The organism is Paraburkholderia sp. WC7.3g, assembly GCF_050436345.1.
GTDB classification, from domain to species: domain Bacteria; phylum Pseudomonadota; class Gammaproteobacteria; order Burkholderiales; family Burkholderiaceae; genus Paraburkholderia; species Paraburkholderia podalyriae.
The window spans coordinates 1,597,792-1,623,277 of record NZ_JBNDMA010000004.1; the positions used below are offsets into that span (position 1 = coordinate 1,597,792).

Consider the following 25,486-nt stretch of genomic DNA (forward strand, 5'->3'; position numbering starts at 1 on the left):
CACTTTGGGCGAACCGACGGCATGAAACGGGTGACTTCCGCGGATCCTCACCGCGTCAAAGCAGTGCGGTTTACCGACCTGCGCGGTGCCTCGCTGCACAGGAACGGCACCTCGGGTTCAGATACATCAACAGTATTACTTATACAAAGTGGTCACAGGTGCTCGAGCGCATTCAGCGCGCCGCCCACCATGCGCTGTAGCGTGGGTTGAAGAACCGCTGCGCGTGCGTCGTGATAGGAGAACGGCGCGTCTTCATTCATGTAGATGCACTGACACATTTCAAGCTGAACCGCGTGAATACCGCGCTCGGGTTCGCCATAGTGACGCGTGATATAACCACCCTTGAAGCGGCCGTTCGCGACCCACGTGTAGGCGCTGTCCGCAGCGGCTCGTTCGGCTGCGTTTTGCACGAGCGCGTTTGCGGTGCGGCCGTCTTGCGTCCCAAGATTGAGATCCGGCAACTTCGCGTCGAAAAGGCGCGGCAGCACGCTCGCGATCGAATGTGCTTCCCATAACAGTACATTCGGATGCCGCTCGCGCAGCCTCGCCAACTCCGCTTGCAATGCCGTGTGGTATGGCTGCCAATAGGCAGCCACGCGGCGTTGCTTCTCCGCCTGATCGGGTTCCTGACCGGGCCGGTAAACCGCTTCGCCCCGAAACGTTTCCGTTGGACAAAGGCCCGTCGTCGTTTGGCCGGGGTACAGACTCTCGTCGTTCGGCGGCCGGTTCAGATCGATCACGTAGCGGGAAACGCGCGCGCCCAGCAAAGTCGCGCCCAGCGCTTTCGCAAAGTCGTAGAGACGGTCGAGATGCCAGTCGGTGTCCGCCACACTCAGTGCCACCTCCGAATACCCATGCTTCAGCGACGACGGAATCTCCGTGCCGAGATGCGGAATCGAAATCAGCAACGGCCCATCGCCGATATGCAGCTTGTAAAGCTCACTCATCGTTGACTCCTTTAAATTTTTTTCTCAGCGCAGCGCGCCATCGGGCAAATGCGGCAATACGCGGGCCAGCGCCGGCCAGATGCTGTGATCGAGCACGCCACGTGTGAGTGTGATGATCTCCGACGCGAAATCGTCCCATTCACCCTGACGATGCAACAGAAAAAAATCACGACGCCCAAGACGGCTATCGGGCAGCGGCAATACGGCAATGTCGTCGAGATAATGACGCGCCTGCCACAAACAGAGCGGCGTCGAAATGGCAAATCCGAGCCCTGCGGCCACGAGACTCAATAGCGGATCGGTCGCGTCGAATTCATAGCGCCGCGCGCTCTCTATGCCAAGATGCCGCGCGAACCGCTCAACCTGCTGGCCGATCACGGAGCGCGCCGTATAGCGGATCAGCGGCAATTCCAGTGCGAGCGTGCGCCAGTCGACGTTCTTGCGCTGATCGAGATAACGTCGCGCCACGACGGCCACGAAGGCTTCCGAAAACAGCGGGACTTCGACAATCCGTGCGTCGCTCAATAACGTCTGCGTGCAGATCGCCACGTCCAGTTCACGGTCGTGCAACTGCTTGCTGAGGCCCGGCGTCAGACCAGACCAGAGCGAAATCTGCCGCGCCGAGCCCGATACCGCCCGGATCAGTTCGGGCCCCACGGTGGCCGCGAACGAATCCACACACCCGAGCCGCACCGGCAGTTTGCCTGCATGCGACGCATCGCCGACGCGCGCGCTCACCATCTGCGCATGTTCGATCAACGGACCGGCCAGTTCCAGCAATGCGCGTCCAGCGATATTGGGGCGTGGCGGCCGGCTTTCGCGATCGAACAGATCGACGCCCTGATCGCGCTCCAGCGCGCCAATGGCCTGGCTGATCGCGCTCTGGCTTACGCCCAACTGCTTCGCCGCGCCCGTCATGGAGCCCGCCTCGCAGACTGCGATGAAAGCCTGCAACGCGCGCAGGTCGATGGGAGGTTGAGTTCGTCGCATGAAAACTCCGCTGGTTATCGCGTCTGGCGCCTTTCGCCTTCTTGCCCTCTTTCGTCACGGAAGAGCCCGCATGATGCTTTTTTTCTGCCGGCACTTGCCGACCATGAGCAATCCACGGTCTGCACCATAAGTTTGCCTAATACAAAAGTCCCGTGGGATTCGGCTGCCTAGAATCGGCTCCATCTTCAACGCAGAGGTTCACATGAGCCATTACGATTTTGTTGTGATCGGAGCCGGTGTAATCGGAGCCTCGGTAGCCCATCATCTGGCCGCGCTCGGCGCGAAAAGCGTGCTTGTGCTTGAACGCAGCACCATTGGCGCGGGCACGACGTCACAGTCGTCCGGTCTGTTGCGCACCCATTATTCGGTGAAACAGAACGTCGAACTGGCCCGCTCGTCGTGGTGGGCTTTCAACAATTTCGCCGAATATGTTGGCGACGACGAAGCGTCGTGCGGTCTCGTCAAATGCGGCTACATGATTTGCGCACCGGACGGCGGCAAGATCGATCCGCTGCGCGCGTCGTTGACCGCACAGCAGGACATGGGTATCGAGGTCCAACTGCTCGACCGGGCCGAGGCGCGCGAACGCCTGCCGATCGCGCAATTCGACGACGCCGCGTTGATCGGCTACGAGCCCGAAGCGGGCTTCGCCGACGCGTATCTGGTTGCGACCAGCTTCGCTCGCGCGGCGCGCCGGCAAGGCGTCAAGATCATGGAGGGCGTGAGCGTCACCGGCGTTTTGCGCGAGGGACGCAAGGTAGTCGGCGTGGAGACGACGGCGGGCTCGTTCAGTTGCGGCACGCTGATCAGCACGCAGAACATCTGGACACCGGAGATGGCCGGCTGGCTGGACGTGGATTTGCCTGTGAAGCCTGAACGTCATACCGTGCTCGCGCTGGAGTGCGACACAGCCGCCTATTCGTTCAAGATGCCCGCGTTCAAGGATCTTGGCTCAGCCGGGATGCTTTACTACCGCAGCTATGGCGGCAGCCAGATGCTCGTGTCCGAAGGCGTGGTCGGCGAAACGTTGAATGCGCCGGAGACCGAGCAAGGCGATATCTCGCTCGATTACGTCGGCGAAGTCGGAGCGCAAGTCGCCGAACGCTTTCCCGCTTATGAGACCGCAGGTCTGGCGTCGTCATGGACGGGTGTGTACGACGTCACGCCCGACTGGAATCCGGTGCTCGGCTCAGTTAGCGATATCGAAGGACTGGTGGTGGGATTCGGTTTCTCGGGACACGGTTTCAAGCTGTCGCCGGGGGTCGGTAAGATTCTCGCGCAGCATGCACTTGGGCAGCCCACTGACGTTTCGCTGGCCCCCTATGCGTTGAGCCGGTTTGCGAGCGGTGCGCTGCTCGTCGGCAAATACGGCGCGGGCGCCGTGTCCTGATCCGGAGCCTATCCACATGACCATCCGAATTCTCGTTCCCGTCAAACGGGTCGTCGATGCCAACGTGCGCGTGCGGGTCAGCACGAGCGGCGCGATCGACACAACCGGTTTGAAGATGTCGCTCAACCCCTTCGACGAATGCGCGGTCGAAAAGGCGCTGCAACTCAGGGAGGCAGGCGTGGCCTCCCAGGTAACGGTGGTGACGTGCGGCCAGTCCACCAGCCAGGACGTGTTGCGCACCGCCCTCGCGATGGGCGCCGACGACGCCGTGCTGATCGACACCGGCGCCGCCAGCGCCAGCGTGGACTCGCTGGCCGTCGCGCGCTTGCTGCGCGCGTACATGGCAACGAGCGACTTCGGCCTCGTCCTATGCGGCAAGCAGGCAATCGACAACGACATTGGCGGCGTCGCCGCCATGCTCGCGGCGTTGCTTGGCTGGTCCCAGGCGCTGAACGCAAGCGCGTTGTCCGCACGCGACGCTCACTGGCAGGTGACGTGTGGCGATGACGGCGGCACATCCGTGTGGGAACTGGACGGTCCGAGTGTTATCAGCGCGGACTTGCGTCTGGCCGAGCCGCGTCGCGTCACGCTGCCGAGCATCGTCAAGGCGAAGCAAAAACCGCTTGTGACGATCGACGGCGCATCGCTCGGCGTCGATCTGACGCCGAGCACGACGATCGTCGAACTGCGAGACCCGCCTGTGCGCGAGGGCGGCATCAAGGTCGCGAATACCGCCGCGCTGCTGGATGCGCTCGCCGCACAACGTCCGTTGGACAACCTGGGAGCACCGGTATGAGAAGCCTCGTGGTAGCGGAATGGGAGCATGGCGAACTCGCGGAATCGACGCGGCGCGCCGTCACTGCGGCGTTGCAACGTGGTTTGCCGGTCGACGTCCTGATACCGGCAGCAGGCGCCCACGCTGCGGCCAGCATCACCGGCGTGGAGCGCGTGCTCGCCATCACGGGCGATGTGGCTCATGTTCAGGTACCCGAAACGCTCGGCATGCAGCTTCAGGCCGTCTCTCACGATTACACGCTGATCGTCGCGAGTCACCGCAATCTCGGCCGCAGTGCGTTGCCGCGTGCCGCCGCACTAACCGATGGCGCGTTTCTCGCGGACGTGACAGGCATCGACGCGCAAGGCCGCTTCACGCGAGGTCTTTATGCGGGCAGCGTCATCGCCAAAGTATCGGTCACAGTGCGCGTGACGTTTGCCACGGTACGCACCTCATCTTTCGTTGCGGCGCAGGCATCGGGCGGTGCCGCCGCGATTGTCGAAACGGAACCGGTCGCCGCGTTCAAGAAAACGAAACTACTGGAGCGTCAGGCACCCGGACAATCCGGACGCGATCTGAGCACGGCACGTGTCGTCATCTCGGGCGGCCGCGGACTGGCATCGAAAGACAACATGGTCCGTCTCGGCGAGTTCGCCGATCGCATAGGTGCCGCACTCGGCGCATCGCGAGCCGCCGTGGATGCGGGTTATGCGCCGAACGCCACGCAAGTGGGACAGACCGGCAAAACCGTCGCACCCGACGTGTATTTCGCATTCGGCATCTCCGGCGCGATCCAGCATCTGGCCGGCATGAAGGATTCGAAGGTGATCGTCGCCGTCAACAGGGATCCGGACGCGCCGATTTTTTCGGTGGCAGATTACGGCATCGTCGGCGATCTGTTCGATGTGTTAAGTGAGCTCGAAGCCCACGCGGGCGCAAGGGCAGCGTGATGGAACTCGACCTTCCGAACCCCATCTCGCGCGATAGCGGCGAAGCGCTGGGTCATCTGAAAACGCATCGTGCCGACGAGAACCTGCCGTCGGTCCGCTTTCTCGACTGCACGTCGGTCTCGCCCGAACCATGGGTCAACGGCGGCGGTACGACCCGCACCCTCGCTCGTGGTGCGAATCCGGCGGGCGTAGCCGACTGGCGCGTGAGTCTGGCGGACCTCAAGGGCGCTGCTCGGTTTTCGCAATTCCCAGGCTTCGAACGCACGCTGCTGCTGATTGACGACGGCACAGTCGATCTGCATTCGCAGGATGGCCAACTGCTCGCGCGAACCGGCCAGCCTGTGCAGTTCTCCGGCGACCTGCATGTATGGGTCAGCTTGCCGGCGAAGCCCGTTCAGGTACTCAACGTGATGGCCCGGCGCGAAGCGTGCCGCGCGAAAGTCAGTGTAGCGACGAACGCGCTGCGGATCACGCCAGCAAGCGTGCAACTGTTGATCAGTCTCTCCGGACAATGGAGCCTGTCGAGTACGTTGCTGAAGAATGTCACGCTCTCGCCGATGCGCGGCATCTGGATAGAAGGCCGCGACGAGGAGCTGGATCTGCATCATGTCGGCCCCGGCGCGAAGCTGGTGTCGATTGCGATCGAACCGATCGTCCAGCCTCTCGCGCAATGAAGAACGCAAGCATGCAGAACCTGAGAGAGCAGTACGGCCCGCGCGAGTCGATGGAATACGACGTGGTGATCGTCGGCGGCGGCCCGGCTGGCCTGTCCGCGGCGATCCGCCTGAAGCAGCTGGCGGCTGACAAGGCCGTCGAGCTTGGCGTGTGCGTACTGGAAAAAGGCTCGGAGATCGGGGCGCATATCCTGTCGGGCGCCGTGATGGATCCGCGTGCGTTGAATGAACTGATTCCTGACTGGAAGGAAAAAGGCGCGCCGCTGACGGTCGACGTGACCGAGGACCGCTTCCTGTTCCTGTCGGAGACCGGCTCCAAGAGCGTGCCGACCTGGGCGCTGCCGGACAATTTCAAGAACCACGGCAACTACGTGATCAGCCTCGCGAACGTGACGCGCTGGCTGGGTCAGCAGGCCGAGGCGCTCGGCGTCGAAATCTTTCCCGGCTTTCCCGCCGCTGAAGTGCTGTACAACGACGACGGCTCGGTCAAGGGTGTCGCGACCGGCAACCTCGGCATCGGCAAAGACGGTGAGCCGACCGGGAACTTCCAGCTCGGCATGGAACTGCACGCGAAGTACACGCTGTTCTGCGAAGGCGCGCGCGGCCACCTCGGCCGTCAGCTTAACGACCGGTTCAAGCTGCGCGACGGCGCCGATCCACAGGTCTATGGCCTCGGCATCAAGGAGTTGTGGGAAATCGATCCCGCGAAGCACAAGCCGGGTCTGGTGATGCACACGGCCGGCTGGCCGCTCGAAAACGACACCTACGGCGGCTCGTTCCTCTACCACATGGACAACAACCAGGTTGTGGTGGGCTTCGTGGTCGGCCTCGGCTACACGAATCCGTATCTGTCGCCGTTCGAGGAGTTCCAGCGCTACAAGACGCATCCGGCGATCCGCGCGATTCTCGAAGGCGGCAAACGCGTGTCGTACGGCGCGCGGGCGATTACCGCAGGCGGCCTGATGTCGCTGCCGAAGCTGGTGTTCCCGGGCGGTGCGCTGGTCGGCGACGATGCGGGCTTCCTGAACGCATCGCGCATCAAGGGTTCGCATGCGGCGATCAAGACCGGCATGCTCGCGGCCGATGCCGCGTTCGACGCCGTGCAGGCCGGCCGCCAGTCGGACGAGCTGAGCGCGTACCCGGAAGCGTTCAAGACGTCGTGGCTGCACACCGAACTGCATCGCGCGCGCAATTTCAAGCAGTGGATGAGCAAGGGCCTGTATCTGGGCACGCTGATGGTCGGCATCGAGCAGAAGCTGCTGGGCGGCAACGTGCTGTGGACGCTGCATCACCAGCATTCGGATCACGAAATGCTCAAGCCGGCGTCGCAGTGCAAGCCGATCACGTATCCGAAACCGGATGGCAAGCTCACGTTCGACCGGTTGTCCTCGGTGTTCATCTCGAACACCAATCACGAAGAAAACCAGCCGGTGCACCTGACGCTGAAAGATCCGTCGGTGCCGGTGAACGTGAACTGGCAGACCTACGCGGGGCCGGAGTCACGCTTCTGCCCGGCGGGTGTCTACGAGTTCGTGAAGAACGAGCAAAACGAAGACCGCTTGCAGATCAACGCGCAGAACTGCGTGCACTGCAAGACCTGCGACATCAAGGACCCGACACAGAACATCGTGTGGGTCGTACCGGAAGGTGGCGGCGGCCCCAATTACTCGAACATGTGACCATGTCAAATTAGATATCGGCTTCAACTTTGAAGCCGCTTTCTCGCAAATACTGACGAATCAACAAGCATTTGCCACCAACCATGGCACGGGGCCCTTTTCAACGTATTACAGAGAAACCAGAGTAAGCGGTTCGCGCCGACGGCCGCAGGCAGTGACTGACATAAACACCAAAGCAGCCTCTTGAACGGCACTAGAACTTCATGATCTCGCTTGCGCAATACGGACCCCCGCAAGCCTATCCGCCGTCTAAGCCCTCGACAATCGACACTTGCGCGATGCAGTGTCCATCTCGCGCCTGCTTGGCCGACTGATATTCGGGTGAATTGTAGCAATCCAGCGCTGTTTGCATGTCGCTGAACTGGATAACCACGTGGCGCTCGAACGACTCCCCTTCGAGCACTTTCGACGCGCCTCCCCGCGCCAGGAAAACCGCCCCGAATTTCTTGAATGCCAGCGGTGCGATGTCGGTGTAGCCCTTGTATTTCACCGGGTCGAGCACGGTGACATGGGCGATCCAGTAAGCAGTCATTTTTCAGCCTTCAAAAATTGATTAGCCGATTTCGGCTGACACGCCGACGTCGACACCGCCGGAGCCCTCGCGCGGCGATCGTCAGCGCACATTGCCCCTCACACGAGTGCAATTCACGTCCTAAGCGGCGGGCGATGCTTTCCCATCGTACAGGCCACAACCGCCCATTTTCTGGGCCGCCATCCGTGCGATAGGGTTAACACTCATGGTACGCCGTACTATGGCATACCACAATGCTTTACATCAACAACTGACCTTGGGACACCTTGCTATGAGCCTGATTCGCAAATCTATTCTCCATGTCGAGACGGTCTTCGTGGATGGCGACAAAGCCGCCGCGAAGCCGCTGAAGATGATCGGCGCGGCGGCCGTCATCAAAAACCCGTGGGCAGGCCGAGGCTATGTCGAAGATCTGTCGCCCGAGATTCGCGCGATCGCGCCGCAACTCAGCGAGCACCTCACGAAGCTCATCCTTGACGAGGCAGGGTCAGGCGAAGCGGTCGAGGCGTTCGGCAAGAGCGCGATCGTCGGCCTCGACGGTGAGCTCGAGCATGCGTCCGCGCTGATCCACACGCTGCACTTCGGCAACATCTATCGCGCGGCCGTCGGCGCCAAGTCGTATCTGGCTTTCAACAACACGCGCGGCCCGGCAAATGCGCCGCTGCTGATCCCGATGATGGACAAGAACGACGAAGGCCGCCGTTCGCATTACCTGACGCTACAGTTCGCGATCGCCGATGCGCCGGCGCCGGACGAACTGGTTATCGCAATTGGCGGCGCGACCGGCGGCCGTCCGCATCACCGCATTGGCGATCGGTACAAAGATCTGGCAGAACTCGGAAATGACCTCAACAATCCTGCATCTGTCAAGTAATCGCGTCGCGCACTATCTCGAGCAGGGAACTGGGGAGCCACTGGTCCTGATTCATGGGGTGGGCATGCAGGCGCGTGCGTGGCACCCGCAGATCGACGATCTGTCGGCCGAATTCAGGGTGATTTCGGTCGATATGCCCGGGCACGGCACGAGCACCGCGCTGGACGTGAATGCCGGATTGCAGCAATTCGTGAATTGGGCCATCGAATTCATCGAAGCACTGAACGCAGGCCCCGTCAATCTGGCGGGTCATTCGATGGGTTCGCTGATCGCCGCGGGCGTGGCCGTCACCCGGCCTGATCTGGTCAGGCGCGTAGCCGTTCTGAACGGCGTGTATCGCCGGACCACGGAGGCCCGCGACGCCGTGCTGCAACGCGCGGCCGAACTGCGATCGGGAAGCATCGACATCGAAACACCGCTCAAGCGCTGGTTCAATGCCGATGAAGCGCAGCGCATCGCGGCGCAAAAGGTCGAGTCCTGGCTGAAATCCGTCGATCTGGCAGGTTACGCCACGGCCTATACGGCCTTCGCGAGTGGCGATGAAGTCTATGCCGACGGCTGGCACACGATTGCCTGCCCTGCTCTCGTGCTCACCGGCTCGGATGATGCGAATTCGACGCCGGAGATGGCAGAACAGATGGCCAGAGCCGCCCACAACGGTCGTGCCGTCGTAATCCGCAACGAGCGCCATATGGTGAACCTGACCGCCCCCGAGGAAGTCAATCGCGCCCTGCGCGCCTGGCTGCAGACCGAGCATCTCGCCGAAACGTTGAAATCGGAAGTGTGATATGAGCCAAGAGACCGCCAAACTTAACACCCGTGAACTGCGCGATGCATTCGGCGCCTTCATGACGGGTGTCACGATCGTGACCACGGCACGAGAAGATGGCAAGCCGCTTGGCTTCACGGCAAACTCGTTCTCGTCCGTTTCGTTGGACCCCGCATTGCTGCTGGTGAGCATCGCGAAGACGTCGGCCAATTATCAGACGTTTTCCACGACCGACCACTTCGCCATCAACGTCCTCGCTGAAGACCAGAAGGATCTGTCCAATACCTTCGCCCGGCCCAGCGACGATCGCTTCGCCGACGTGAGCTGGCATCTGAGCGCAAACAACAACCCGCTCATCGGCAACGTCAGTGCGTGGTTCGACTGCATAACGCACACGGTGATCGATGCGGGCGACCACGCGCTGATCGTCGGTAAGGTCGAGGCGTTCCACTCTGCGGGCTACGCCGGCCTCGGCTATTACCGTGGCGGCTATTTCACGCCCGCCAAGGTATCGGCCGAAGTCATCACCGGTCAGAAGGTCGTAGTGAGCGCGATTATCGCGCGCGACGACAAGGTGCTCCTCATCCGCAACGCGGATAACAAATGGAGTCTGCCTTCTAAGGAGATCGGCAAGGAAGGCGCCGACAAGGCGCTCGCCGAGATCTTCGCGAAGTACCAGCCGGACGCGTCGGCGAGCTTCATCTATTCGGCGTACAACAACACCGAAACCCACTACCAGTACATTTCGTTTCTCTGCAGTGCGCCGCCCGATGAGGCCGCCGCGTCGGGCGAATTCGTGAGCCTCGACGAGATCGGCTCGAATCAGTTCCAGGACGCCGCCGTCGCCAGCATGCTCGAACGCTACCGCAAGGAGAGCCAGTTAAAGAGCTACGGCATGTACTACGGCGACCATAGCCAGGGCACCGTCCGCCCGCTTCTTTCCTGAAAGGTTACCCCATGCGTTTTTCACTTTTCGTGCACATGGAGCGCGTCTCCGACCAGACCGGTCAGAAACAGCTTTATGACGAGATGGTCGAGCTTTGTCAGATCGCGGACCGGGGCGGCATGCACGCCGTCTGGACCGGCGAGCACCACGGCATGGACTTCACGATCGCGCCCAATCCGTTCCTCAACCTCGTGGATCTGGCCAACAAGACCCAGAACGTCAGGCTGGGCACCGGCACGGTCATCGCGCCATTCTGGCATCCGATCAAGCTTGCTGGCGAAGCGGCGATGACCGACATCATCACCAACGGCCGTCTGGAGTTGGGCATCGCACGCGGCGCGTATTCGTTCGAATACGAACGTCTGCTGCCGGGCCTCGATGCGTGGGGTGCCGGCCAGAGAATGCGTGAACTCATTCCGGCAGTGAAAAAACTGTGGGAAGGCGATTACGCGCACGAAGGCGAGTTCTGGAAATTCCCTTCAACAACGTCGTCTCCGCTACCGCTCCAGCAGCCGCACCCGCCACTCTGGGTAGCCGCCCGCGACCCGAACAGCCACGAGTTCGCCGTGGCGAACGGCTGCAACGTCCAGGTCACGCCGTTGCATATGGGCGACGAAGAAGTCGAGAAGCTCGCCGGCCATTTCAACGCGGCATGCGAGAAATTCAGCGACATGCCTCGCCCGCAGATCATGTTGCTGCGCCACACCTATGTCGCGAGCAGCGAGGACGACGCACAACTGGCTGCCGACCAAGTGAACGTCTTCTACAACTACTTCGGCGCATGGTTCAAGAACGAGCGTCCGGTAAGCCGTGGCATGATCAAGTCGCTGAGCAAGGAAGAGATCGCCGCTCACCCGTTCTACACGCCGGAAGCCATGCGCAGGAACAACGTCATCGGTACGCCCGATGAGGTGACCGCGCGCCTGAAGGCATACGAAGCGCTCGGCTTCGACGAGTACTCCTTCTGGATCGACACCGGCATGAGCTTCGAGCGCAAGAAGGCGTCGCTCGAACGGATGATCAACGACGTGATGCCTGCCTTTCAGTGAGGGCGTGATTCCATGAGTTTTCATTTCCAGCTTTATATCGACGGCCAGTTCGAGCCGGGCGCCGCAACGTTCGGAAGCGTGAACCCGGCCACCGGCGAAGTGTGGGCACAGATGCCCGAGGCAAGGACCGGCGAGGTCAACCGGGCCGTGGACGCCGCCAGCCGCGCGCTGACCGATCCCGCGTGGGCCGGCATCACGGCGTCGGCCAGAGGGAAGCTGCTGTACAGGCTCGCCGACCTCCTCGAAAAGGCTGCGCCGCGACTTGCTGAAATTGAAACCACCGATACCGGCAAGATCATCCGCGAAACCTCCAGCCAGATTGCCTACGTGGCAGAGTACTACCGTTACTACGCCGGTATCGCCGACAAGCTCGAAGGCAGCCACGTGCCGGTCGACAAGCCGGACATGCAGGTCTGGCTCGACCGGCAACCAGTCGGCGTGGTGGCGGCGATCGTTCCGTGGAATAGCCAGCTGTTCCTGTCAGCGGTGAAGGTCGGACCGGCGCTGGCCGCCGGCTGCACAGTGGTGCTCAAGGCCTCCGAGGAAGCGCCGGGTCCGTTGCTCGAATTCGCCCGCGTGGTCCACGAAGCCGGCTTCCCGCCCGGTGTGGTCAACGTGGTCACCGGCTTTGGCGCGCAATGCGGCGCCGTACTCAGCAGCCATCCGAAGGTGGACAAGGTGGCCTTCACGGGCGGCCCGGAAACGGCGAAGCATATTGTCGCGAACACGGCGAATAACCTCGCCAAGGTTTCGCTGGAGCTGGGCGGCAAATCGCCGTTCATCGTGTTCGCTGACACCGACATTCAAAGCGCTGTGAATGCACAGGTCGCGGCCATTTTCGCTGCCAGCGGTCAGAGCTGTGTCGCGGGCTCGCGTCTGTTGATCGAAGCATCCGTCAAGGACGAATTTCTTGCGTTGCTGGTCGAACGCGTCTCGCGCATTCTCGTCGGCTTGCCCAATGACATGGCAACGGAATACGGGCCGCTATGCACCGAGCGGCAACTGCGTAATATCGAGTCGGTCGTTGCAAGCTCCGTGCGCCAGGGCGCCAAAGTGTTGACAGGGGGCAAGGCTATCGAGCGCGCCGGCTACTACTACGCGCCCACGATTCTGGACTGTACCGGTGTCGCGAACGCGGACAGTATTACGACGGAACTCTTCGGGCCGGTGCTTTCGGTCGATACGTTCGCCACCGAACAGGAAGCAATCGAAAAGGCTAACAGCACAGCCTACGGTCTTGCAGCCGGCATCTTTACTACCAATCTCACGCGTGCCCATCGCGTTTCAAAGCGCGTTCGATCGGGCATCGTCTGGATCAACACGTATCGGGCGGTGTCGCCGCTCGTGCCGTTCGGCGGCTTCGGACTGTCGGGGCATGGCCGTGAAGGCGGCTTCGCCGCTGCGCTCGAATACACGACGACGAAGTCCGTGTGGCTTCGCACCTCGGACGACCCGATCAGCGACCCGTTCGTGATGCGCTAGACGGGCGCGCTCCCCTGCCGTATTGATTCAAAGCCGTAAAGGCTGCGCTGTCGCCACACGCATTGCGTTCGTGGTGCGGCGCAGCCCGGTATAAAAATGGCGACATGATGACAAACCCGGCGAACGATAGCAGCGTTCAAAGCAACTCGATCGAGTATGTTGCCCCGGAAAACCGGCACGGCAAACCGGTCGACCTCTTCACCTTGTAGTTCTGCACGAATGTCGCGCCGTTGGCCGTGATTTCCGGCGCTGCCTCAGTGCTGATTTTCTACCTGGATCTGGTAAGCGCCATTCTTGCCATCGTCGCCGGGCAATTCTTCGGCGCGATTTTCCACCTTCGGCGAGGAAGGATCGCGAGGACGCGTATCGTCACCGGCAACTGTATGCTTACCGCGCCGGGTTCGGTGTGATCGAGCGCAGTGTCGTGCAAACGGGCCGCGCCCGCTCCATCGTTTCTGGATGACCATGTATTCATGTTCGAGCGTCCCCTTTTGCACCACGCTTTTTTCAGGTCAAACCGCCATGCACAGATATTTGATGACGACATAATCGTCGATGCCGTAGTGCGAACCCTCGCGCCCCATGCCCGACTGCTTCACGCCACCGAACGGCGCGACTTCGTTCGAAATCAGGCCCGTGTTCACTCCGACCATCCCGTACTCCAACGCTTCCGCAACCCTCCAGATGCGGCCGATGTCCCGGCTGTAGAAGTACGATGCGAGACCGAACTCGGTGTCGTTCGCGAAGCGGATCACCTCGTCGTCGCTGCTGAACCTGAAGAGCGGCGCGAGTGGGCCGAAGGTCTCGTCTTTCGCGACTTGCATCGCCGGGGTGACGTCCCGGAGCACCGTCGGTTCGAAGAAGCCGTGGCCGAGCGCATGACGCTTGCCGCCCGTGACAACGGACGCGCCCTTCGCGAGTGCATCCGCGATATGGGCTTCAACTTTCTGCACCGCCGCCTCGTTGATGAGCGGGCCTTGCGCGACATCGGGTTCGGTGCCGCGTCCGACCTTCAGGCGGCTGACCGCTGCGGCGAGCTTTTCCGCGAACTGGTCGTACACGGTGTCGTGCACATAGAAGCGGTTCGTGCACACGCACGTCTGCCCGCTGTTGCGGTACTTCGATGCGATGGCACCCTGGACGGCCGCATCGACGTCGGCATCTTCGAACACGATGAACGGCGCGTTGCCGCCGAGTTCGAGCGACACTTTCTTGACCGTCTGCGCGCACTGGCTCATCAACAGGCGGCCCACCGGCGTCGATCCCGTGAACGAGAGCTTGCGCACGACGGGATTCGACGTCAGTTCCGCACCAATCGCCTTCGGGTCGCCCGTCACCACGCTGAACACACCGGACGGCACGCCTGCACGCTGGGCCAGCACGGCCAGCGCCAGCGCCGAGAACGGCGTCGCTTCAGCGGGTTTGACGACGATGGTGCAACCGGCGGCGAGCGCGGGTCCAACCTTGCGGGTAATCATCGCGGCCGGGAAATTCCACGGCGTGATCGCGGCGCACACACCCACCGGTTCCTTCACCACGACGATGCGCTTGTCGCTCGACGGCGTCGGAATCGTGTCTCCGTACACGCGCTTGCCTTCTTCCGCAAACCATTCGAAGAACGACGCGGCATAGCCGATTTCACCCTTCGCTTCCGCAAGCGACTTGCCCTGCTCCGTCGACAGGATCAGTGCAAGATCATCGGCGTTCTCCATCATCAGATCGTGCCATTTGCGCAGAATAGCGCCGCGTTCTTTCGCGGTCTTTTTGCGCCACGCGGGCCAGGCCGCGTTCGCTGCGTCGATCGCCTGACGTGTTTCGCTCGCGCCCATCAAAGGAACGTTGCCGACGATCGCGCCCGTTGCGGGATCGCGAACCTCGAATGTTTCTGCGCTCTCGGCGCTTTGCCATTCGCCGCTGACGTAAGCCTGTTGTCGAAACAGCAGCGGGTCCTTCAACTGGGTTCCCAATTCCATGGTCATTCCTAAAGGGGTTGCGAAAAAGGGTCGCGCACCCCAGTGCTGGTCCGGGCGCGCGATATCAAGCAGGGTCGAAACCGTGCTCCGCGCCAGGACGGAGCACGCTGCTGTCAGAACTGGTGATACATACCGATACGCACCGCGGTCTGATGATTGTTCGACGACGCCGATCCCACCGCGCCATCGAAGATGTCGGCATTCGACGCCGCGCACGCTGCCTTTTGCCAGACGCCCATCGCGTATAGCGAGGTGCGCCTTGACAAGGCAGCCCGAAGATTACCCCGCGCGTTTCAGGAGCAAGAGCCCCTGCCCTTCAACCAACAGCTTCCTGGCGATTTCCGCCACCCCGCTGACGTGCTTGACGGCGGCGCTGTGCGCGGCGACCGCGTCCCCCGCGCGTATCGCGGCCAGGATCTGACGCATTTCCAGAACCGCCTGGCTGCCGCGATCGTCGGACGCGATGGTCAACGCTCGCAGACGGTTGATTCTTGCCGTCAGCGACTGGACGATTTCCCACGCGACATGTTTGTGGCCCGCGGTGAACATGCGCTCGTAAAACGCCGTCGTGAACGCCAGCACTGCGCGATAGTCCCGGTCATCGAAAGCGAGCTGAATGCTGTCGATCAGTGCGTCCAGATCGTCGACGGTGCGTGCGTCGGCAAGCCGCGCACAGGCGGACGCCGCTTCGCCCTCCAGCAGGCCGCGAATTTCGTAAATCTCCGTTGCGGTCTTCAGATCGAGCACGGCAACGATGGGCCCCTGATTCGGCAGGGTATCGACGAGCCCCTCCGTCTCCAGATGGCGCAGCACTTCGCGCACCACCGTGCGGCTCACGCCCAGTTCTTCACACAAGGTCCGCTCGACCAGCCGGGCGCCTGGCTGAAAACGCGCGTCCAGGATGGCGCTACGCATTTTCTCGAGCGCAAGCGCTCTGAGCGTGGTCGTTCGGCGCTCGACTTTCAGGGACGAGATCGGTTCGTGCATTGCTGTATCCGATCAAGCCTGCGCGAACAGCCTCGTGTCGCGCGCATCCCAGTCGATCCAGGCCTGCGTGCCGATGACGATCCCGCTGTCCCGATGATCTCCCGCAGGCATCCGCACTGACATGTCCTGTGCCCACGGCGTCGTCACCGAGTAGTGCATGGCGTCGCCGAGATAGGTGATGTCTCGCACGGTCACTGGCAAGCCCGCCGTGTTTTTCGCCGTCCCGGCAGCGCGAATGCGGATCTGCTCGGGGCGAACCATCAGCGTGCCGTCGCCGCCCACGGAAAGCGCGGCATCGCCGACGGCCGCGATTGCATGGCCGCTCGGGAAGACAGCGCTCGATTGCGCCGCGTCGCGCGCGGTGATACGAACAGGCAGGAAGTTCGAATTGCCAATGAAGTTGGCGACGAAGCGCGAAGCCGGATTTTCATAGAGCTCTTCGCCGGTTCCGCATTGTTCGATGCAGCCCTTGTTGAACACAGCGATACGATCCGAGAGACGCAACGCCTCTTCCTGGTCGTGCGTCACGTAGAGAATCGTCACGCCGGTCTCCTGGTGGATGCGGCGCAGTTCGAGCTGGATTTCCTCGCGAAGCTTCTTGTCGAGCGCGGACAACGGTTCGTCCATCAGCAGCACAGGCGGGTCGTACGCCAGCGCGCGCGCAATCGCCACCCGCTGTTGCTGGCCGCCCGAGAGCTGGCCCGGCATGCGATCGCGGAACTCCGCGAGATGAAGCAGCGCGAGCATCTGCTCGACCTTCTTCTTGATCTGCGCCTCGGGGCGGCGGCGCACCCGCAAGGGGAAAGCCACGTTTTGCCCGACGGTGAGATGCGGAAACAGCGTGTAGCGCTGAAACACCATGCCAATGTTGCGTTTATTGGGCGCGACCGACAGCAGCGGTTTGCCGTCGAGCAGCACGCGACCCTCAGTCGGCTCCTGAAAACCCGCGACGATATAGAGCGTCGTGCTCTTGCCCGAGCCCGACGGCCCGAGGAAGGTCATGAACTCGCCCTTGCGCACATCGAGCGAAACCTGGTCGATGGCAACGACGTCGTCGTAGGTCTTACGCAGGCGCTGGATTTGCAGGAATGCGGAAGTCATGGCTAATCACCTCATTGTTCGGGCGTTATCGGGCGCGGCGCAGCACTGCGCCCGCCAACATCAAAACGGTCGTCAGTCCGACGAGCAGCGAGGATGCTGCCGCGACGACGGGAGTCAGATCCTGCCGCAGCGTCGCCCAGATGCGCACGGGCAGCGTCTGCAAGGTCGGACTCGACATGAAGATCGACACCACCACCTCGTCCCACGACGCAAGGAACGCGAAGATCGCCGCGGCGAACAGGCCAAGCCGGATCGCGGGCAATGTCACGCGCAGCTTCACTTCGAGCGGCGATGCACCGCAGATCAACGCGGCGTCTTCCAGTGCGGTATCGAAGCTCAACAGCGAGTTGCTGATTGAAATGATCGAAAACGGCAGCGCAATGATCAGATGGCCGATCACGAAGCCGGTCATCGTGCCGGTCAGGCCGATGCGCAGAAAGAACGCATAGAGCGCCACAGCCAGCACCACCACGGGCAGCACCATCGGCGTCAGAAAAAACGCCTTCACCGCGTTGCGTCCGCGAAACTTGCCGCGCACGAGCGCAAGCGATGCGAGAAAGCCGATCAGCACGGACAGCACTGTCACGATCACCGCGAGTTTGGCGCTCGTGAGCAGCGAGTCGAGCCATCCCGGGTCGGTGAAAAGCTGGCGGTACCACTCCAGCGTCCAGCCCGGCGGCGGAAAGATCAGCCACTGCGAATCGCCGAACGACAAGGCGACGATGAACACGATGGGCAGCAAAAGAAAGAGTGTGACGGCAGAGCCGATTGCAAGCAGCGCCCAGCGCAACGCACCTAAACGGTCGAAATCGAGCAACATGTCAAAGGCCTCCAGCAGTGGCGCGCGCGCCGCCTGTGAACCGCAGTTGAAGCGCGTAGAGCGAGAGCGTCACGGCGAGCAGCACGAAGGCCGCGGCACCGGCGAGACCCCAGTTCAGCAACTCCTGCACGAGCTGGGCCACCAGTTCGGCGAGCATCATGTATTGCGCGCCGCCGAGCAATGCTGGGGTCACGAAGTAGCCGAGGGCCATGACAAATACCATCAATGCGCCCGATGCGATGCCCGGCATCGCAAGTGGAACAAGAACGCGCCAGAAGGCTTGCCAGCGACTCGCGCCGCAGACCGCCGCGGCGCGCAGTGTCGAGGGGTCGATGCTGCGCAGCGTCGCGTGCAGCGGCATGACGAGAAATGGCAGCATGATGTACGTCATGCCGATCGTCACACCGATCAGGTTGTTCACGAGCGGCAGCGGCTCGTGGATGAGGCCGATCGCCATTAACATGCGGTTGATCGGGCCCGTCGACTGAAGCAGAACCATCCAGGCAAACGTGCGCGCCAGCAGGTTGGTCCACATCGAAAGCAGCATGATCGAAAACAGCAGCGAACTCAGTCTGCGCGGCGCAATCGCGAGCAGCCATGCGGTCGGGAAACCGATCGCCACCGTCACCACGGTCACGACGGTCGCGACCAGGAACGTGTTGCCGAACACGCGCAGGTAGGTGGACGAGCCGAGAAGCTGCTCGTAGTTGTGCAGCCCCGGTGTCGGCTCCAGCACGCTGCGCAGCAGGAGCGAAAGTACCGGCAGCATGAAGAAAATCACGAGCAGCACGAGCCCCGGTATCAACAGGCGGATGTTGCGCCAGTCGCGACGCCGACGCGAGGGTGTTGCCGGCGGATGGGCCGTGGTACTCAGAACATTGGGCATGGTATCTCCTGCATTCTCCAGTTGCTGCTATGCGCCTTCTGCCTGACCGCCGCTTCGGGGCACGCCTCTTTCGCTGACGCTTATTTCGATTGCCACGCGTACCAGCGCTTCGCGATCGCGTCGCGATTGTCTGCCCAGTACTTCATGTCCAGGTCGATCTGCGAGGTCTTGTACTGGTCCGGCATCGTCTTCGCGACTGCAGCAGGCATCAGCGCCGCCGACTTCACGTTGATCGGCGCGTAGCCCGTATCCTGCGCGAACTTCGCCTGCGCCTGCGGACTCGTCGCGACGGCGAGGAACTTCATCGCCTCGGCCTTGTGCTTCGCGCCCTTCGGGATCACGAGCATGTCCGCAGCAGTCAGATTCTGGTTCCACGAAACGCCGACCGGCACGCCCGTCTGTTCGAGCGCATGCAGACGGCCGTTCCAGAACACGCCGACGGGCGCCTCTCCCGATGCAAGCAGTTGCTGCGACTGTGCGCCGCCGCTCCACCAGACGATGTCGCTCTTGATCGAGTCGAGCTTTTTGAATGCGCGGTCGAGGTCGAGGGGATAGAGTTTGTCCGGCTGCACACCGTCGGCAAGCAACGCAATTTCGAGCACGCCGGGTGCGGACCACTTGTAGAACGTTCGTTTGCCGGGAAACTTCTTCGTGTCGAACAGATCGGCCCACGTCTGCGGCTGCGCGCCCTTGTAGCTCGATTTGTTATAGCCGAGTACGAACGAGTAATAGAAGCTGCCCACCGCATCGGCGCTCGAGAAGCGTGGATCGAGCTCGCCCTTCTTGACCACGGTGTAGTCGATAGGCTCGATCAGCCCTGCCTTTTGCGCGGCATAGGCAAAGTCGCCCTCGACGTCGACGACGTCCCAGCTAACATTGCCGCTGTCCACCATCGCCTTGAGCTTGCCGTAGTCGGTCGGGCCATCCATCAGCACGTTGACGCCGCTCGCCTGGGTGAAAGGCTGCGCCCAGTCCTTTTGCTGCGACGATTGCGTCGTGCCGCCCCAACTCGTGAACACGATGGGATCTGCGGCAAGCGCCGGCGTCGCCATGAACGCCGCCGCGCACAGCGCGAACAGCGGAGAAATCATCAGACTGCGGGTGCGGGTCATATCGATATCCTTCAAGTCGGTTTGGTCGCGCTAATTTGAATGCGTGGTCGTCGAATCGGTATTGTCTGCGGCCAACGGCGAAGACCGCGCTGGCTTCATGTTGCTGATTTCCATCTTTTCCTCTGTCTCCCCACTACGATGCTAGATTGATGGACCTTTTTGGTGGATTAACCCACGACAAGCCGGTCGTCGAAAAACGTATCCGGATGACGGCGGCAGCCGCGCGACACCGGGCATTTCAATGTGCTGCCGCGAGCGTCTGGACTTGTCCTGCCTCCGTGTCGCCGACGTAGATGCCGAAGGCGTCTTCGCTGCGCTCGCGCACATAGCGCTGCAGCATCGAGCGCACGGCGTCGTCGCGCAGTTCGCTCCATGGAATCCGTGGCAGCGGGACGATGTGGATCGCGCTGTCCATCATGGCCGCAAGGCTGCTGCTCACGCGTCCCCGGTAATAGACGTGGACGCTCGCCGACGGACCGCTACCCGATTCGAAAACGGCAAAAATGAAATCGAGATGCGCGGTGAGACCGAGCTTCGCCAGCACGCCGCGCAGGCTCCCCGCATCACTTTCGGGTTCGAGCTTGACGCCGGCCGGCAACTGCAAACCGTTTTTCGTTTCAAGCAGCACCAGGCCGTCGCGATGTTCGAGAATTGCGCCCACCTGGGCGCGCGCGCCGGTTGCCGCGAGCGCGTCCTGCGAGAGACTGAAGTTCACGTACGCGCCACGGCAGTAACCCAACGGCGACGAATTCGTATGCACGAAGTCCACCACGCGCCCGATCAGAATGATGTGATCGCCGGCATCCACGACGTCGTGCGTCCTGCAATCGAACGTCGCCGCCGCGCCCTCCATGACCGGCGCGCCCGTTGCGCGGACGCGCCATGAGACCTGCGCGAATTTGTCGACCGACTTCGACGCGAAGACGCCCGACACGGCCTTCTGCTCCCCCGCCAGCACGCTGACCGCGAAGTGATTCGTGGTGGCAAAGACCGCATGGCTCGACGCGCTCTTCGCGATGCACACGAGGATCAGCGGCGGATCGAGCGAAACCGAGGCGAACGAGTTGGCCGTGAAGCCGCGCGGGGAACCGTCCGGCTGGATCGTCGTGACAACAGTCACGCCGGTGACGAATGCGCCGAGTGCGCGGCGAAATTCGAGAGTGTCGAAAGTCTGTTCGATGATCGGTTCAGACATGGTCTTCCCCCACGTTCGTTGCATTTGCCCCGTTTCGTTGCGCTGCTTCGGCGAAAAAAGCGAGCAGGCGTGCGGTGACTTCTTCTGGATGGCTAACGTTCATCATATGACGCGCACCCGCGATCACCTCGGCCCGACCGAACGGCGCGGCCTCTGCCATCGCCCGCGACATGTCCGGACTCGAGTTCAGATCTAGCTCGGCGGTCAGGAACAAGGCCGGCACAGCGAGGCTCGCCAGCCGACCGACGTGGACGTCGTCCGAACAGGCGAAGAGACCGTAAGTCCGCGCATAGCCGACCGGATCGACCGAGAGCAGCAGGTGGCGCACCGCTTGCGCCGCCTGCGTCAGATGCGCCGGCACCGGGTCACCGAACCAGCGTTTGAGCGTGGCGTCGACGCCCGCAATCGCGCCCGTATCGGCCGGTGTATCGCCGAGCGTCGCGGCGCGCGACATTACTGCTTTGCGTTGTGCAGGCGAGCGGTCGTAGACCGCGTTCAGTGCAGCGACGCTCAGCGTACGCGGCGCACGAGTCAGCGCGAACTCGAGTGCGACGAGCGCGCCCATCGAATGACCGGCGACGTGCGCCCGCTCGATGTCGAGGCCGTCGAGCAGGCGTTCGAGCTGGGCGGCGTAATCATCGAGCGTCGGCTCGGCCGGAGGCAGAGCACTGGCGCCATGACCGAGCATGTCGTAGACCACGACTTCGTAGTTCGCCGCCGTCAACGGCTCGATCTGCGACGACCATACGCTCTGATTCATCCCCACGCCGTGAATCAGGACAACTGTTGCCAGCGCTTCGCCCGACTTCGGCGCATGCACGCTGTAGTTCGTCCCTGCAATCTCGCCGCGCGCTGCGGCAAGCCTGGGCGTCCGGTCAGGATTCATTCGGCTCATGCTCCACAAGATTATGGTATGCCATACTACAGCAAACTCTCCGCGTCAAAATATTATGGAATACCATAAGTTAGGAGGGGGAAGTGGCTGGCATGGACGTTGCCGAGGGCACGCAGTTGCCGATCGGAGCCTCGCGCTGAAAAACCAGGAGCGCCTCGCGGCCGGGGTCGAGCGAAGACAACGCCGCGAGCGAACGGCGCGTTATGGGGAGTGCAGTGGGAGTGGTCTGGCGCTCGGAAGGAGCGCGTGGAGCGCGCCGCGGAACCGCGGCCGCAGACAAGCGGTGGAGAACCGTCAGGCCGTTCGCGTCAAGCTTCGCCCACTCCTTCGCTTCGTTGAGCAAGCGCCGCAAGCGCAAGCTCCGCCGTGCGCCGGATATGCGCGATCGAGGCGGAAAACGCGGCATCGCCGTCGCGCTGTTCGATGGCATCAAGCAACATGTTCATCTCGCGATTCGACTCCTGACTGCGTCCCGGCGTGGCTATCGTGAGTGCGCGCAATCGATTGATCCGCGCATTGAGCGTCTTGACCACGGCTAGGGAGACGGTCCGTTGCGCGCCCTCGAACAACGCCTCGTAGAAGTGTTCCGTGTAGGCGAGCACCGCTGGCAAGTCTTTGACCTGGAACGCCGCTTCGATCTGTTTGCGGATCTCCCGCAGTCGCCTCACGAGTTCGGGTGTGGACTGCTCGGCACACGCGCGTGCGGCATTCGCCTCCAGTAGCCCGCGCAGTTCGTAGATTTCGCTAACCTGGCCGGCATTCAGTTGCGCGACGACCGGCCCTTGGCGCGCGATGACATCCACGAGCCCCTCGGTCTCGAGGTGTCGCAATACCTCGCGCACAATCGTGCGGCTGACCCCCAACTCATCGCACAGCGTGCGTTCGACGAGGCGTGCGCCCGGCTGGAAATACCCCTGCACAATTGCGTCGCGCAGCTTGTCCAGCGTCAGTTCACGAAGCGTTTTGGTTTCGCGGACAACTTTAAGATCTGACATAAGTAGAAAAGTGGACAGAGAAAGCTCGGGCCACACCATGGCCTGATCGGGAGCGTGGAATGCCATATTATCCACCATAAAGGAAGGGATTAGATGCAGTAAGGAGCGCGGATCGCACATTGCCGGTATGCGAAGTGCAGCCATGAGCGTTAAACATGTCTCCTCCGGAGCGAAGCTGCACTCGACTCCGCAGACTCCGTCCTCTGTATCCTGAGCTGGCGCATCTTCTGGCTCACGATGATCAGCCGCGCAGTTCCACAGGCCCCGCCCCGAAGCGGTATTCACGAAAACGGAAATCGAGTCATTAGATCGCCTGGAACAGGAATCAGCCAGCAGAGCACGTGCGCCATCGCTCGTGCGCAACATGTTCAAGCCTGCCCAGCTTGGCGGCTACCTTTCTCCAACCTGGTATCGGTTATTGCTGAGCATCAGTGCGGTGCACGCTCTGCTTGTGCCGGACAACAGCGGCTCACATGATTGCGCTGATTTGCCAAGGCACGAATTCTGCGCGTTGCCACACGGCCGTCTTCACGCACAATGCCGCGAAACGTCGCCGATTCAGTTGACGGGACAGTGGCACATACGCCCTGACTGAATGCGTAGTCACGGGCGAATTCGCCCATCGCAAGATTATGCGTATGAACGTGCTGCCCCGCGCGGATCGGCTGACTCGCAAAGCCGATGATCTGGCCATGGCGGTGCACCGCCTGACCCTGACCGATGAACAGGGGACGACATGGAACTATTCCTTCGTTCCTCAATGCGTGACGACAGTTTCAGGGCCGGCTGCGCGGTGTCGCGTGACGCGGGTTGCAGCCGTGTTCAAACAACGTTTCAGCCAGCGCTCCACGGCGTCTTGCAGCGCGTGTACTCGAGTTGATAGAGCGTGGCGTCCGGCGCAACCGCAGCGGCCCCGGGCAAAGCAGCGAGTCCGGCAATGAAAGCGTCCACTGCTGTGCGGACATAGTCGGCGCGGCATCCTTCGATCATCACGATCCATGTCGGCACCTCGGTGCCTTCCGAACGCGCCTTCTTCTCGGCAGTTTCCACCTTGCTGACGGCCTCGTCGGCCAGACACAGGTGCACGCCCGTGATGCCCGGCCGGTCGGCGAGCGGCGGCAAGACCTGCTGACGCAATCCCTTCACGACATCGGCCCGCGCCGCCGAAGGCACATCGAAGCGCACCGTCATGAGATTGACTCCCTGCCCAACACCTTCCGAATACGCCACATGGCAGATCGAGCGGGCCACGCTGCGAAACGAGGCGACGACCTGCTTCGTCCATGGCGTCGGTGAATTGAGCCGAAGCAGGTAGTCCTGCGCGCCGAGCACCTCCACGGTGTCGGCTTCGTACAGATTGAAGTACTCGGGGCCCGCATCCAGCGCAATATAGCGCCGGCCGCGCCTGAACCCAGGAATCCCGGCGCGTTCCGGCATGTGCTCGCGGTTGTGCCACTCGTAGAATTCATCCTTCGCTTCCGGCAGCAGGTCATGCCAGATTGCGACCACGCCCGTTCCAGCAAGGCTCATATCTCCTCCTTCTATAGATCGAATCGTTTTATCGTGCCAACGGATATTCGCCGCGGCCCCATGCCGCGCCAAGCGAATCCGCGTACGGCACGACCTTCTGGCTCTGCTCGCCGAGTCCGCTGCCGCCCAGGGTCATGGTGTCGCCCGCTTTCAGAAAGATGGGCGGCTTCTGACCGAGGCCGACACCGGGAGGCGTCCCGGTAATGATGACGTCGCCAGCCATCAGTGGCATGAAGCGGCTGAGATACGCCACGATATGCGCGACGTTGAAGATCATCGTGCGTGTGTTGCCCCTCTGACGACGCGTGCCGTTGACGTCGAGCCACAGGTCGAGCACTTGCGGGTCGGGCACTTCATCACGCGTCACGAGCCACGGGCCGAGCGGGGCAAAAGAGAAGCCGCTTTTGCCCTTGGTCCACTGACCCTCGCGTTCGAGCTGATATGCGCGTTCGGAAACGTCATTGGCAAGGCAGTAACCCGCCACATGATCGAGCGCGGTGGCTTCATCGATCTGCCAGGCGGGTTTGCCGATTACCACGCCCAGTTCCACCTCCCAATCCAGCTTTTGCGCGTCTGCCGGCAGGATGACCGGATCGTTCGGACCGCTGATCGAACCCGTATGCTTGTTGAACACGACGGGTTCCCGCGGGATCGGCGTATCGGTTTCAGCGGCATGATCGGAGTAGTTCAAACCAATGCACACGAGGTTACGAACATTGCCGATACAGGCGCCGAGGCGCGTGCCCGCTTCCACGATGGGCAGCTGATTCAGATCGAGTTCGCCCAGCTTTGCAAGGGCCGCTGGCGAAACAGTCGTTCCATCGATGTCGTCGACGATGCCCGTCAGATCGCGGATCGCGCCGCTCGAATCGATGACACCGGGATGCTCCTGACCAGGCTGGCCGAAACGGACGAAACGCATTTAGATGCTCCTA

General features: G+C 62.1%; 27 protein-coding genes. 11 read left to right on the forward strand and 16 right to left on the reverse strand.

Going from position 1 to position 25,486, the window contains the following annotated elements:
- Positions 1-152: 152 nt before the first annotated feature.
- Complete coding sequence (gene hutG / locus OKW43_RS40905; RefSeq protein WP_429454494.1) at positions 153-947, reverse strand: N-formylglutamate deformylase; 795 nt, start codon at positions 945-947, stop codon at positions 153-155.
- Positions 948-971: 24 nt separating this feature from the next.
- Positions 972-1,937 carry a LysR family transcriptional regulator gene (locus OKW43_RS40910; RefSeq protein ID WP_187638205.1) on the reverse strand — a complete coding sequence of 322 codons (966 nt, stop codon included), beginning with the start codon at positions 1,935-1,937 and terminating at the stop codon, positions 972-974.
- A gap of 202 nt (positions 1,938-2,139) precedes the next feature.
- On the opposite strand from OKW43_RS40910, the gene OKW43_RS40915 reads away from it, so the two are divergent.
- The 5 genes from OKW43_RS40915 to OKW43_RS40935 are packed head-to-tail and all read left to right on the forward strand — an operon-like array spanning position 2,140 to position 7,405.
- Complete coding sequence (locus tag OKW43_RS40915) at positions 2,140-3,327, forward strand: NAD(P)/FAD-dependent oxidoreductase (RefSeq protein WP_429454496.1); 1,188 nt, start codon at positions 2,140-2,142, stop codon at positions 3,325-3,327.
- Positions 3,328-3,349: 22 nt separating this feature from the next.
- Entirely contained in the window at positions 3,350-4,123 is a 774-nt protein-coding gene (locus OKW43_RS40920; protein ID WP_429454770.1) for an electron transfer flavoprotein subunit beta/FixA family protein, read from the forward strand.
- Entirely contained in the window at positions 4,120-5,052 is a 933-nt protein-coding gene (locus tag OKW43_RS40925) for an electron transfer flavoprotein subunit alpha/FixB family protein (protein WP_429454498.1), read from the forward strand. Before OKW43_RS40920 ends, OKW43_RS40925 begins: the two co-directional genes overlap by 4 nt.
- Positions 5,052-5,726 (forward strand): HutD/Ves family protein, encoded by a 675-nt coding sequence (locus OKW43_RS40930; protein WP_429454500.1) that lies wholly within the window; start codon positions 5,052-5,054, stop codon positions 5,724-5,726. Before OKW43_RS40925 ends, OKW43_RS40930 begins: the two co-directional genes overlap by 1 nt.
- 11 nt (positions 5,727-5,737) lie before the next feature.
- Positions 5,738-7,405 (forward strand): electron transfer flavoprotein-ubiquinone oxidoreductase, encoded by a 1,668-nt coding sequence (locus OKW43_RS40935; RefSeq protein ID WP_429454502.1) that lies wholly within the window; start codon positions 5,738-5,740, stop codon positions 7,403-7,405.
- Between the two features lie 238 nt (positions 7,406-7,643).
- Here the strand turns inward: OKW43_RS40935 and OKW43_RS40940 are convergent, their stop codons facing one another.
- The gene (locus OKW43_RS40940) at positions 7,644-7,937 is read right to left on the reverse strand and encodes a DUF1330 domain-containing protein (protein ID WP_429454504.1); all 294 of its coding nucleotides are present in this window, start codon (positions 7,935-7,937) and stop codon (positions 7,644-7,646) included.
- Positions 7,938-8,208: 271 nt separating this feature from the next.
- Here OKW43_RS40940 and OKW43_RS40945 point away from each other — a divergent pair, with 271 nt between their 5' ends.
- The 6 genes from OKW43_RS40945 (at position 8,209) to OKW43_RS40970 (ending at position 13,467) form a co-directional block, all read left to right on the forward strand.
- Positions 8,209-8,811, forward strand: a complete 603-nt coding sequence (locus tag OKW43_RS40945) for an amino acid synthesis family protein (RefSeq protein ID WP_187638199.1) — start codon at positions 8,209-8,211, stop codon at positions 8,809-8,811.
- On the forward strand, positions 8,708-9,598 hold the full coding sequence (locus OKW43_RS40950; protein ID WP_429454507.1) for an alpha/beta fold hydrolase: 891 nt from the start codon (positions 8,708-8,710) through the stop codon (positions 9,596-9,598). Before OKW43_RS40945 ends, OKW43_RS40950 begins: the two co-directional genes overlap by 104 nt.
- A 1-nt stretch (position 9,599) precedes the next feature.
- Complete coding sequence (locus tag OKW43_RS40955; protein ID WP_429454509.1) at positions 9,600-10,526, forward strand: flavin reductase; 927 nt, start codon at positions 9,600-9,602, stop codon at positions 10,524-10,526.
- 11 nt (positions 10,527-10,537) lie between these two features.
- Positions 10,538-11,575 carry an LLM class flavin-dependent oxidoreductase gene (locus OKW43_RS40960; RefSeq protein ID WP_429454511.1) on the forward strand — a complete coding sequence of 346 codons (1,038 nt, stop codon included), beginning with the start codon at positions 10,538-10,540 and terminating at the stop codon, positions 11,573-11,575.
- 12 nt (positions 11,576-11,587) lie between these two features.
- The gene (locus OKW43_RS40965; protein ID WP_429454513.1) at positions 11,588-13,057 is read left to right on the forward strand and encodes an aldehyde dehydrogenase; all 1,470 of its coding nucleotides are present in this window, start codon (positions 11,588-11,590) and stop codon (positions 13,055-13,057) included.
- Positions 13,058-13,287: 230 nt separating this feature from the next.
- Entirely contained in the window at positions 13,288-13,467 is a 180-nt protein-coding gene (locus OKW43_RS40970; protein WP_429454515.1) for a hypothetical protein, read from the forward strand.
- A gap of 102 nt (positions 13,468-13,569) precedes the next feature.
- Here OKW43_RS40970 and gabD read toward each other — a convergent pair whose 3' ends face one another.
- The 13 genes from gabD to OKW43_RS41035 all read right to left on the reverse strand — a co-directional run bounded on the left by gabD (position 13,570) and on the right by OKW43_RS41035 (position 25,473).
- Positions 13,570-15,030: an NADP-dependent succinate-semialdehyde dehydrogenase gene (gabD, locus tag OKW43_RS40975; RefSeq protein WP_429454517.1), complete on the reverse strand. Its 1,461-nt coding sequence runs from the start codon at positions 15,028-15,030 to the stop codon at positions 13,570-13,572.
- 113 nt (positions 15,031-15,143) lie between these two features.
- Entirely contained in the window at positions 15,144-15,296 is a 153-nt protein-coding gene (locus OKW43_RS40980; RefSeq protein WP_429454519.1) for a hypothetical protein, read from the reverse strand.
- 13 nt (positions 15,297-15,309) lie between these two features.
- Complete coding sequence (locus OKW43_RS40985; protein WP_429454521.1) at positions 15,310-16,017, reverse strand: GntR family transcriptional regulator; 708 nt, start codon at positions 16,015-16,017, stop codon at positions 15,310-15,312.
- Positions 16,018-16,029: 12 nt separating this feature from the next.
- Positions 16,030-17,118 carry an ABC transporter ATP-binding protein gene (locus tag OKW43_RS40990; protein WP_187638192.1) on the reverse strand — a complete coding sequence of 363 codons (1,089 nt, stop codon included), beginning with the start codon at positions 17,116-17,118 and terminating at the stop codon, positions 16,030-16,032.
- A gap of 25 nt (positions 17,119-17,143) precedes the next feature.
- A complete protein-coding gene (locus OKW43_RS40995) occupies positions 17,144-17,938 on the reverse strand; it encodes an ABC transporter permease (RefSeq protein WP_187638191.1) in 795 nt (264 codons plus the stop codon).
- Position 17,939: 1 nt separating this feature from the next.
- Positions 17,940-18,824: an ABC transporter permease gene (locus OKW43_RS41000; protein ID WP_429454524.1), complete on the reverse strand. Its 885-nt coding sequence runs from the start codon at positions 18,822-18,824 to the stop codon at positions 17,940-17,942.
- A gap of 80 nt (positions 18,825-18,904) precedes the next feature.
- Positions 18,905-19,936 (reverse strand): ABC transporter substrate-binding protein, encoded by a 1,032-nt coding sequence (locus tag OKW43_RS41005; protein WP_429454526.1) that lies wholly within the window; start codon positions 19,934-19,936, stop codon positions 18,905-18,907.
- Positions 19,937-20,174: 238 nt separating this feature from the next.
- Complete coding sequence (locus OKW43_RS41010; protein ID WP_429454528.1) at positions 20,175-21,131, reverse strand: flavin reductase; 957 nt, start codon at positions 21,129-21,131, stop codon at positions 20,175-20,177.
- Positions 21,124-22,017, reverse strand: a complete 894-nt coding sequence (locus OKW43_RS41015) for an alpha/beta fold hydrolase (protein WP_429454530.1) — start codon at positions 22,015-22,017, stop codon at positions 21,124-21,126. Before OKW43_RS41015 ends, OKW43_RS41010 begins: the two co-directional genes overlap by 8 nt.
- A 317-nt stretch (positions 22,018-22,334) precedes the next feature.
- Complete coding sequence (locus tag OKW43_RS41020) at positions 22,335-23,021, reverse strand: GntR family transcriptional regulator (protein WP_429454771.1); 687 nt, start codon at positions 23,019-23,021, stop codon at positions 22,335-22,337.
- A gap of 428 nt (positions 23,022-23,449) precedes the next feature.
- Positions 23,450-23,725 carry an SAF domain-containing protein gene (locus OKW43_RS41025; RefSeq protein ID WP_429454772.1) on the reverse strand — a complete coding sequence of 92 codons (276 nt, stop codon included), beginning with the start codon at positions 23,723-23,725 and terminating at the stop codon, positions 23,450-23,452.
- Positions 23,726-23,855: 130 nt separating this feature from the next.
- A complete protein-coding gene (locus OKW43_RS41030) occupies positions 23,856-24,551 on the reverse strand; it encodes a hypothetical protein (RefSeq protein ID WP_429454532.1) in 696 nt (231 codons plus the stop codon).
- 28 nt (positions 24,552-24,579) lie between these two features.
- Positions 24,580-25,473, reverse strand: a complete 894-nt coding sequence (locus tag OKW43_RS41035) for a fumarylacetoacetate hydrolase family protein (protein ID WP_429454534.1) — start codon at positions 25,471-25,473, stop codon at positions 24,580-24,582.
- Between the last annotated feature and the right edge of the window lie 13 nt (positions 25,474-25,486).

Coding starts and splice junctions, on each gene's coding strand:
- hutG (WP_429454494.1), bottom strand. CDS start 947: ATGAGTGAGCTTTACAAGCTGCATATCGGCGATGGGCCGTTGCTGATT.
- OKW43_RS40910 (WP_187638205.1), bottom strand. CDS start 1,937: ATGCGACGAACTCAACCTCCCATCGACCTGCGCGCGTTGCAGGCTTTC.
- OKW43_RS40915 (WP_429454496.1), top strand. CDS start 2,140: ATGAGCCATTACGATTTTGTTGTGATCGGAGCCGGTGTAATCGGAGCC.
- OKW43_RS40925 (WP_429454498.1), top strand. CDS start 4,120: ATGAGAAGCCTCGTGGTAGCGGAATGGGAGCATGGCGAACTCGCGGAA.
- OKW43_RS40930 (WP_429454500.1), top strand. CDS start 5,052: ATGGAACTCGACCTTCCGAACCCCATCTCGCGCGATAGCGGCGAAGCG.
- OKW43_RS40935 (WP_429454502.1), top strand. CDS start 5,738: ATGCAGAACCTGAGAGAGCAGTACGGCCCGCGCGAGTCGATGGAATAC.
- OKW43_RS40940 (WP_429454504.1), bottom strand. CDS start 7,937: ATGACTGCTTACTGGATCGCCCATGTCACCGTGCTCGACCCGGTGAAA.
- OKW43_RS40945 (WP_187638199.1), top strand. CDS start 8,209: ATGAGCCTGATTCGCAAATCTATTCTCCATGTCGAGACGGTCTTCGTG.
- OKW43_RS40955 (WP_429454509.1), top strand. CDS start 9,600: ATGAGCCAAGAGACCGCCAAACTTAACACCCGTGAACTGCGCGATGCA.
- OKW43_RS40960 (WP_429454511.1), top strand. CDS start 10,538: ATGCGTTTTTCACTTTTCGTGCACATGGAGCGCGTCTCCGACCAGACC.
- OKW43_RS40965 (WP_429454513.1), top strand. CDS start 11,588: ATGAGTTTTCATTTCCAGCTTTATATCGACGGCCAGTTCGAGCCGGGC.
- gabD (WP_429454517.1), bottom strand. CDS start 15,030: ATGGAATTGGGAACCCAGTTGAAGGACCCGCTGCTGTTTCGACAACAG.
- OKW43_RS40985 (WP_429454521.1), bottom strand. CDS start 16,017: ATGCACGAACCGATCTCGTCCCTGAAAGTCGAGCGCCGAACGACCACG.
- OKW43_RS40990 (WP_187638192.1), bottom strand. CDS start 17,118: ATGACTTCCGCATTCCTGCAAATCCAGCGCCTGCGTAAGACCTACGAC.
- OKW43_RS40995 (WP_187638191.1), bottom strand. CDS start 17,938: ATGTTGCTCGATTTCGACCGTTTAGGTGCGTTGCGCTGGGCGCTGCTT.
- OKW43_RS41000 (WP_429454524.1), bottom strand. CDS start 18,824: ATGCCCAATGTTCTGAGTACCACGGCCCATCCGCCGGCAACACCCTCG.
- OKW43_RS41005 (WP_429454526.1), bottom strand. CDS start 19,936: ATGACCCGCACCCGCAGTCTGATGATTTCTCCGCTGTTCGCGCTGTGC.
- OKW43_RS41010 (WP_429454528.1), bottom strand. CDS start 21,131: ATGTCTGAACCGATCATCGAACAGACTTTCGACACTCTCGAATTTCGC.
- OKW43_RS41015 (WP_429454530.1), bottom strand. CDS start 22,017: ATGAATCCTGACCGGACGCCCAGGCTTGCCGCAGCGCGCGGCGAGATT.
- OKW43_RS41020 (WP_429454771.1), bottom strand. CDS start 23,021: ATGTCAGATCTTAAAGTTGTCCGCGAAACCAAAACGCTTCGTGAACTG.
- OKW43_RS41030 (WP_429454532.1), bottom strand. CDS start 24,551: ATGAGCCTTGCTGGAACGGGCGTGGTCGCAATCTGGCATGACCTGCTG.
- OKW43_RS41035 (WP_429454534.1), bottom strand. CDS start 25,473: ATGCGTTTCGTCCGTTTCGGCCAGCCTGGTCAGGAGCATCCCGGTGTC.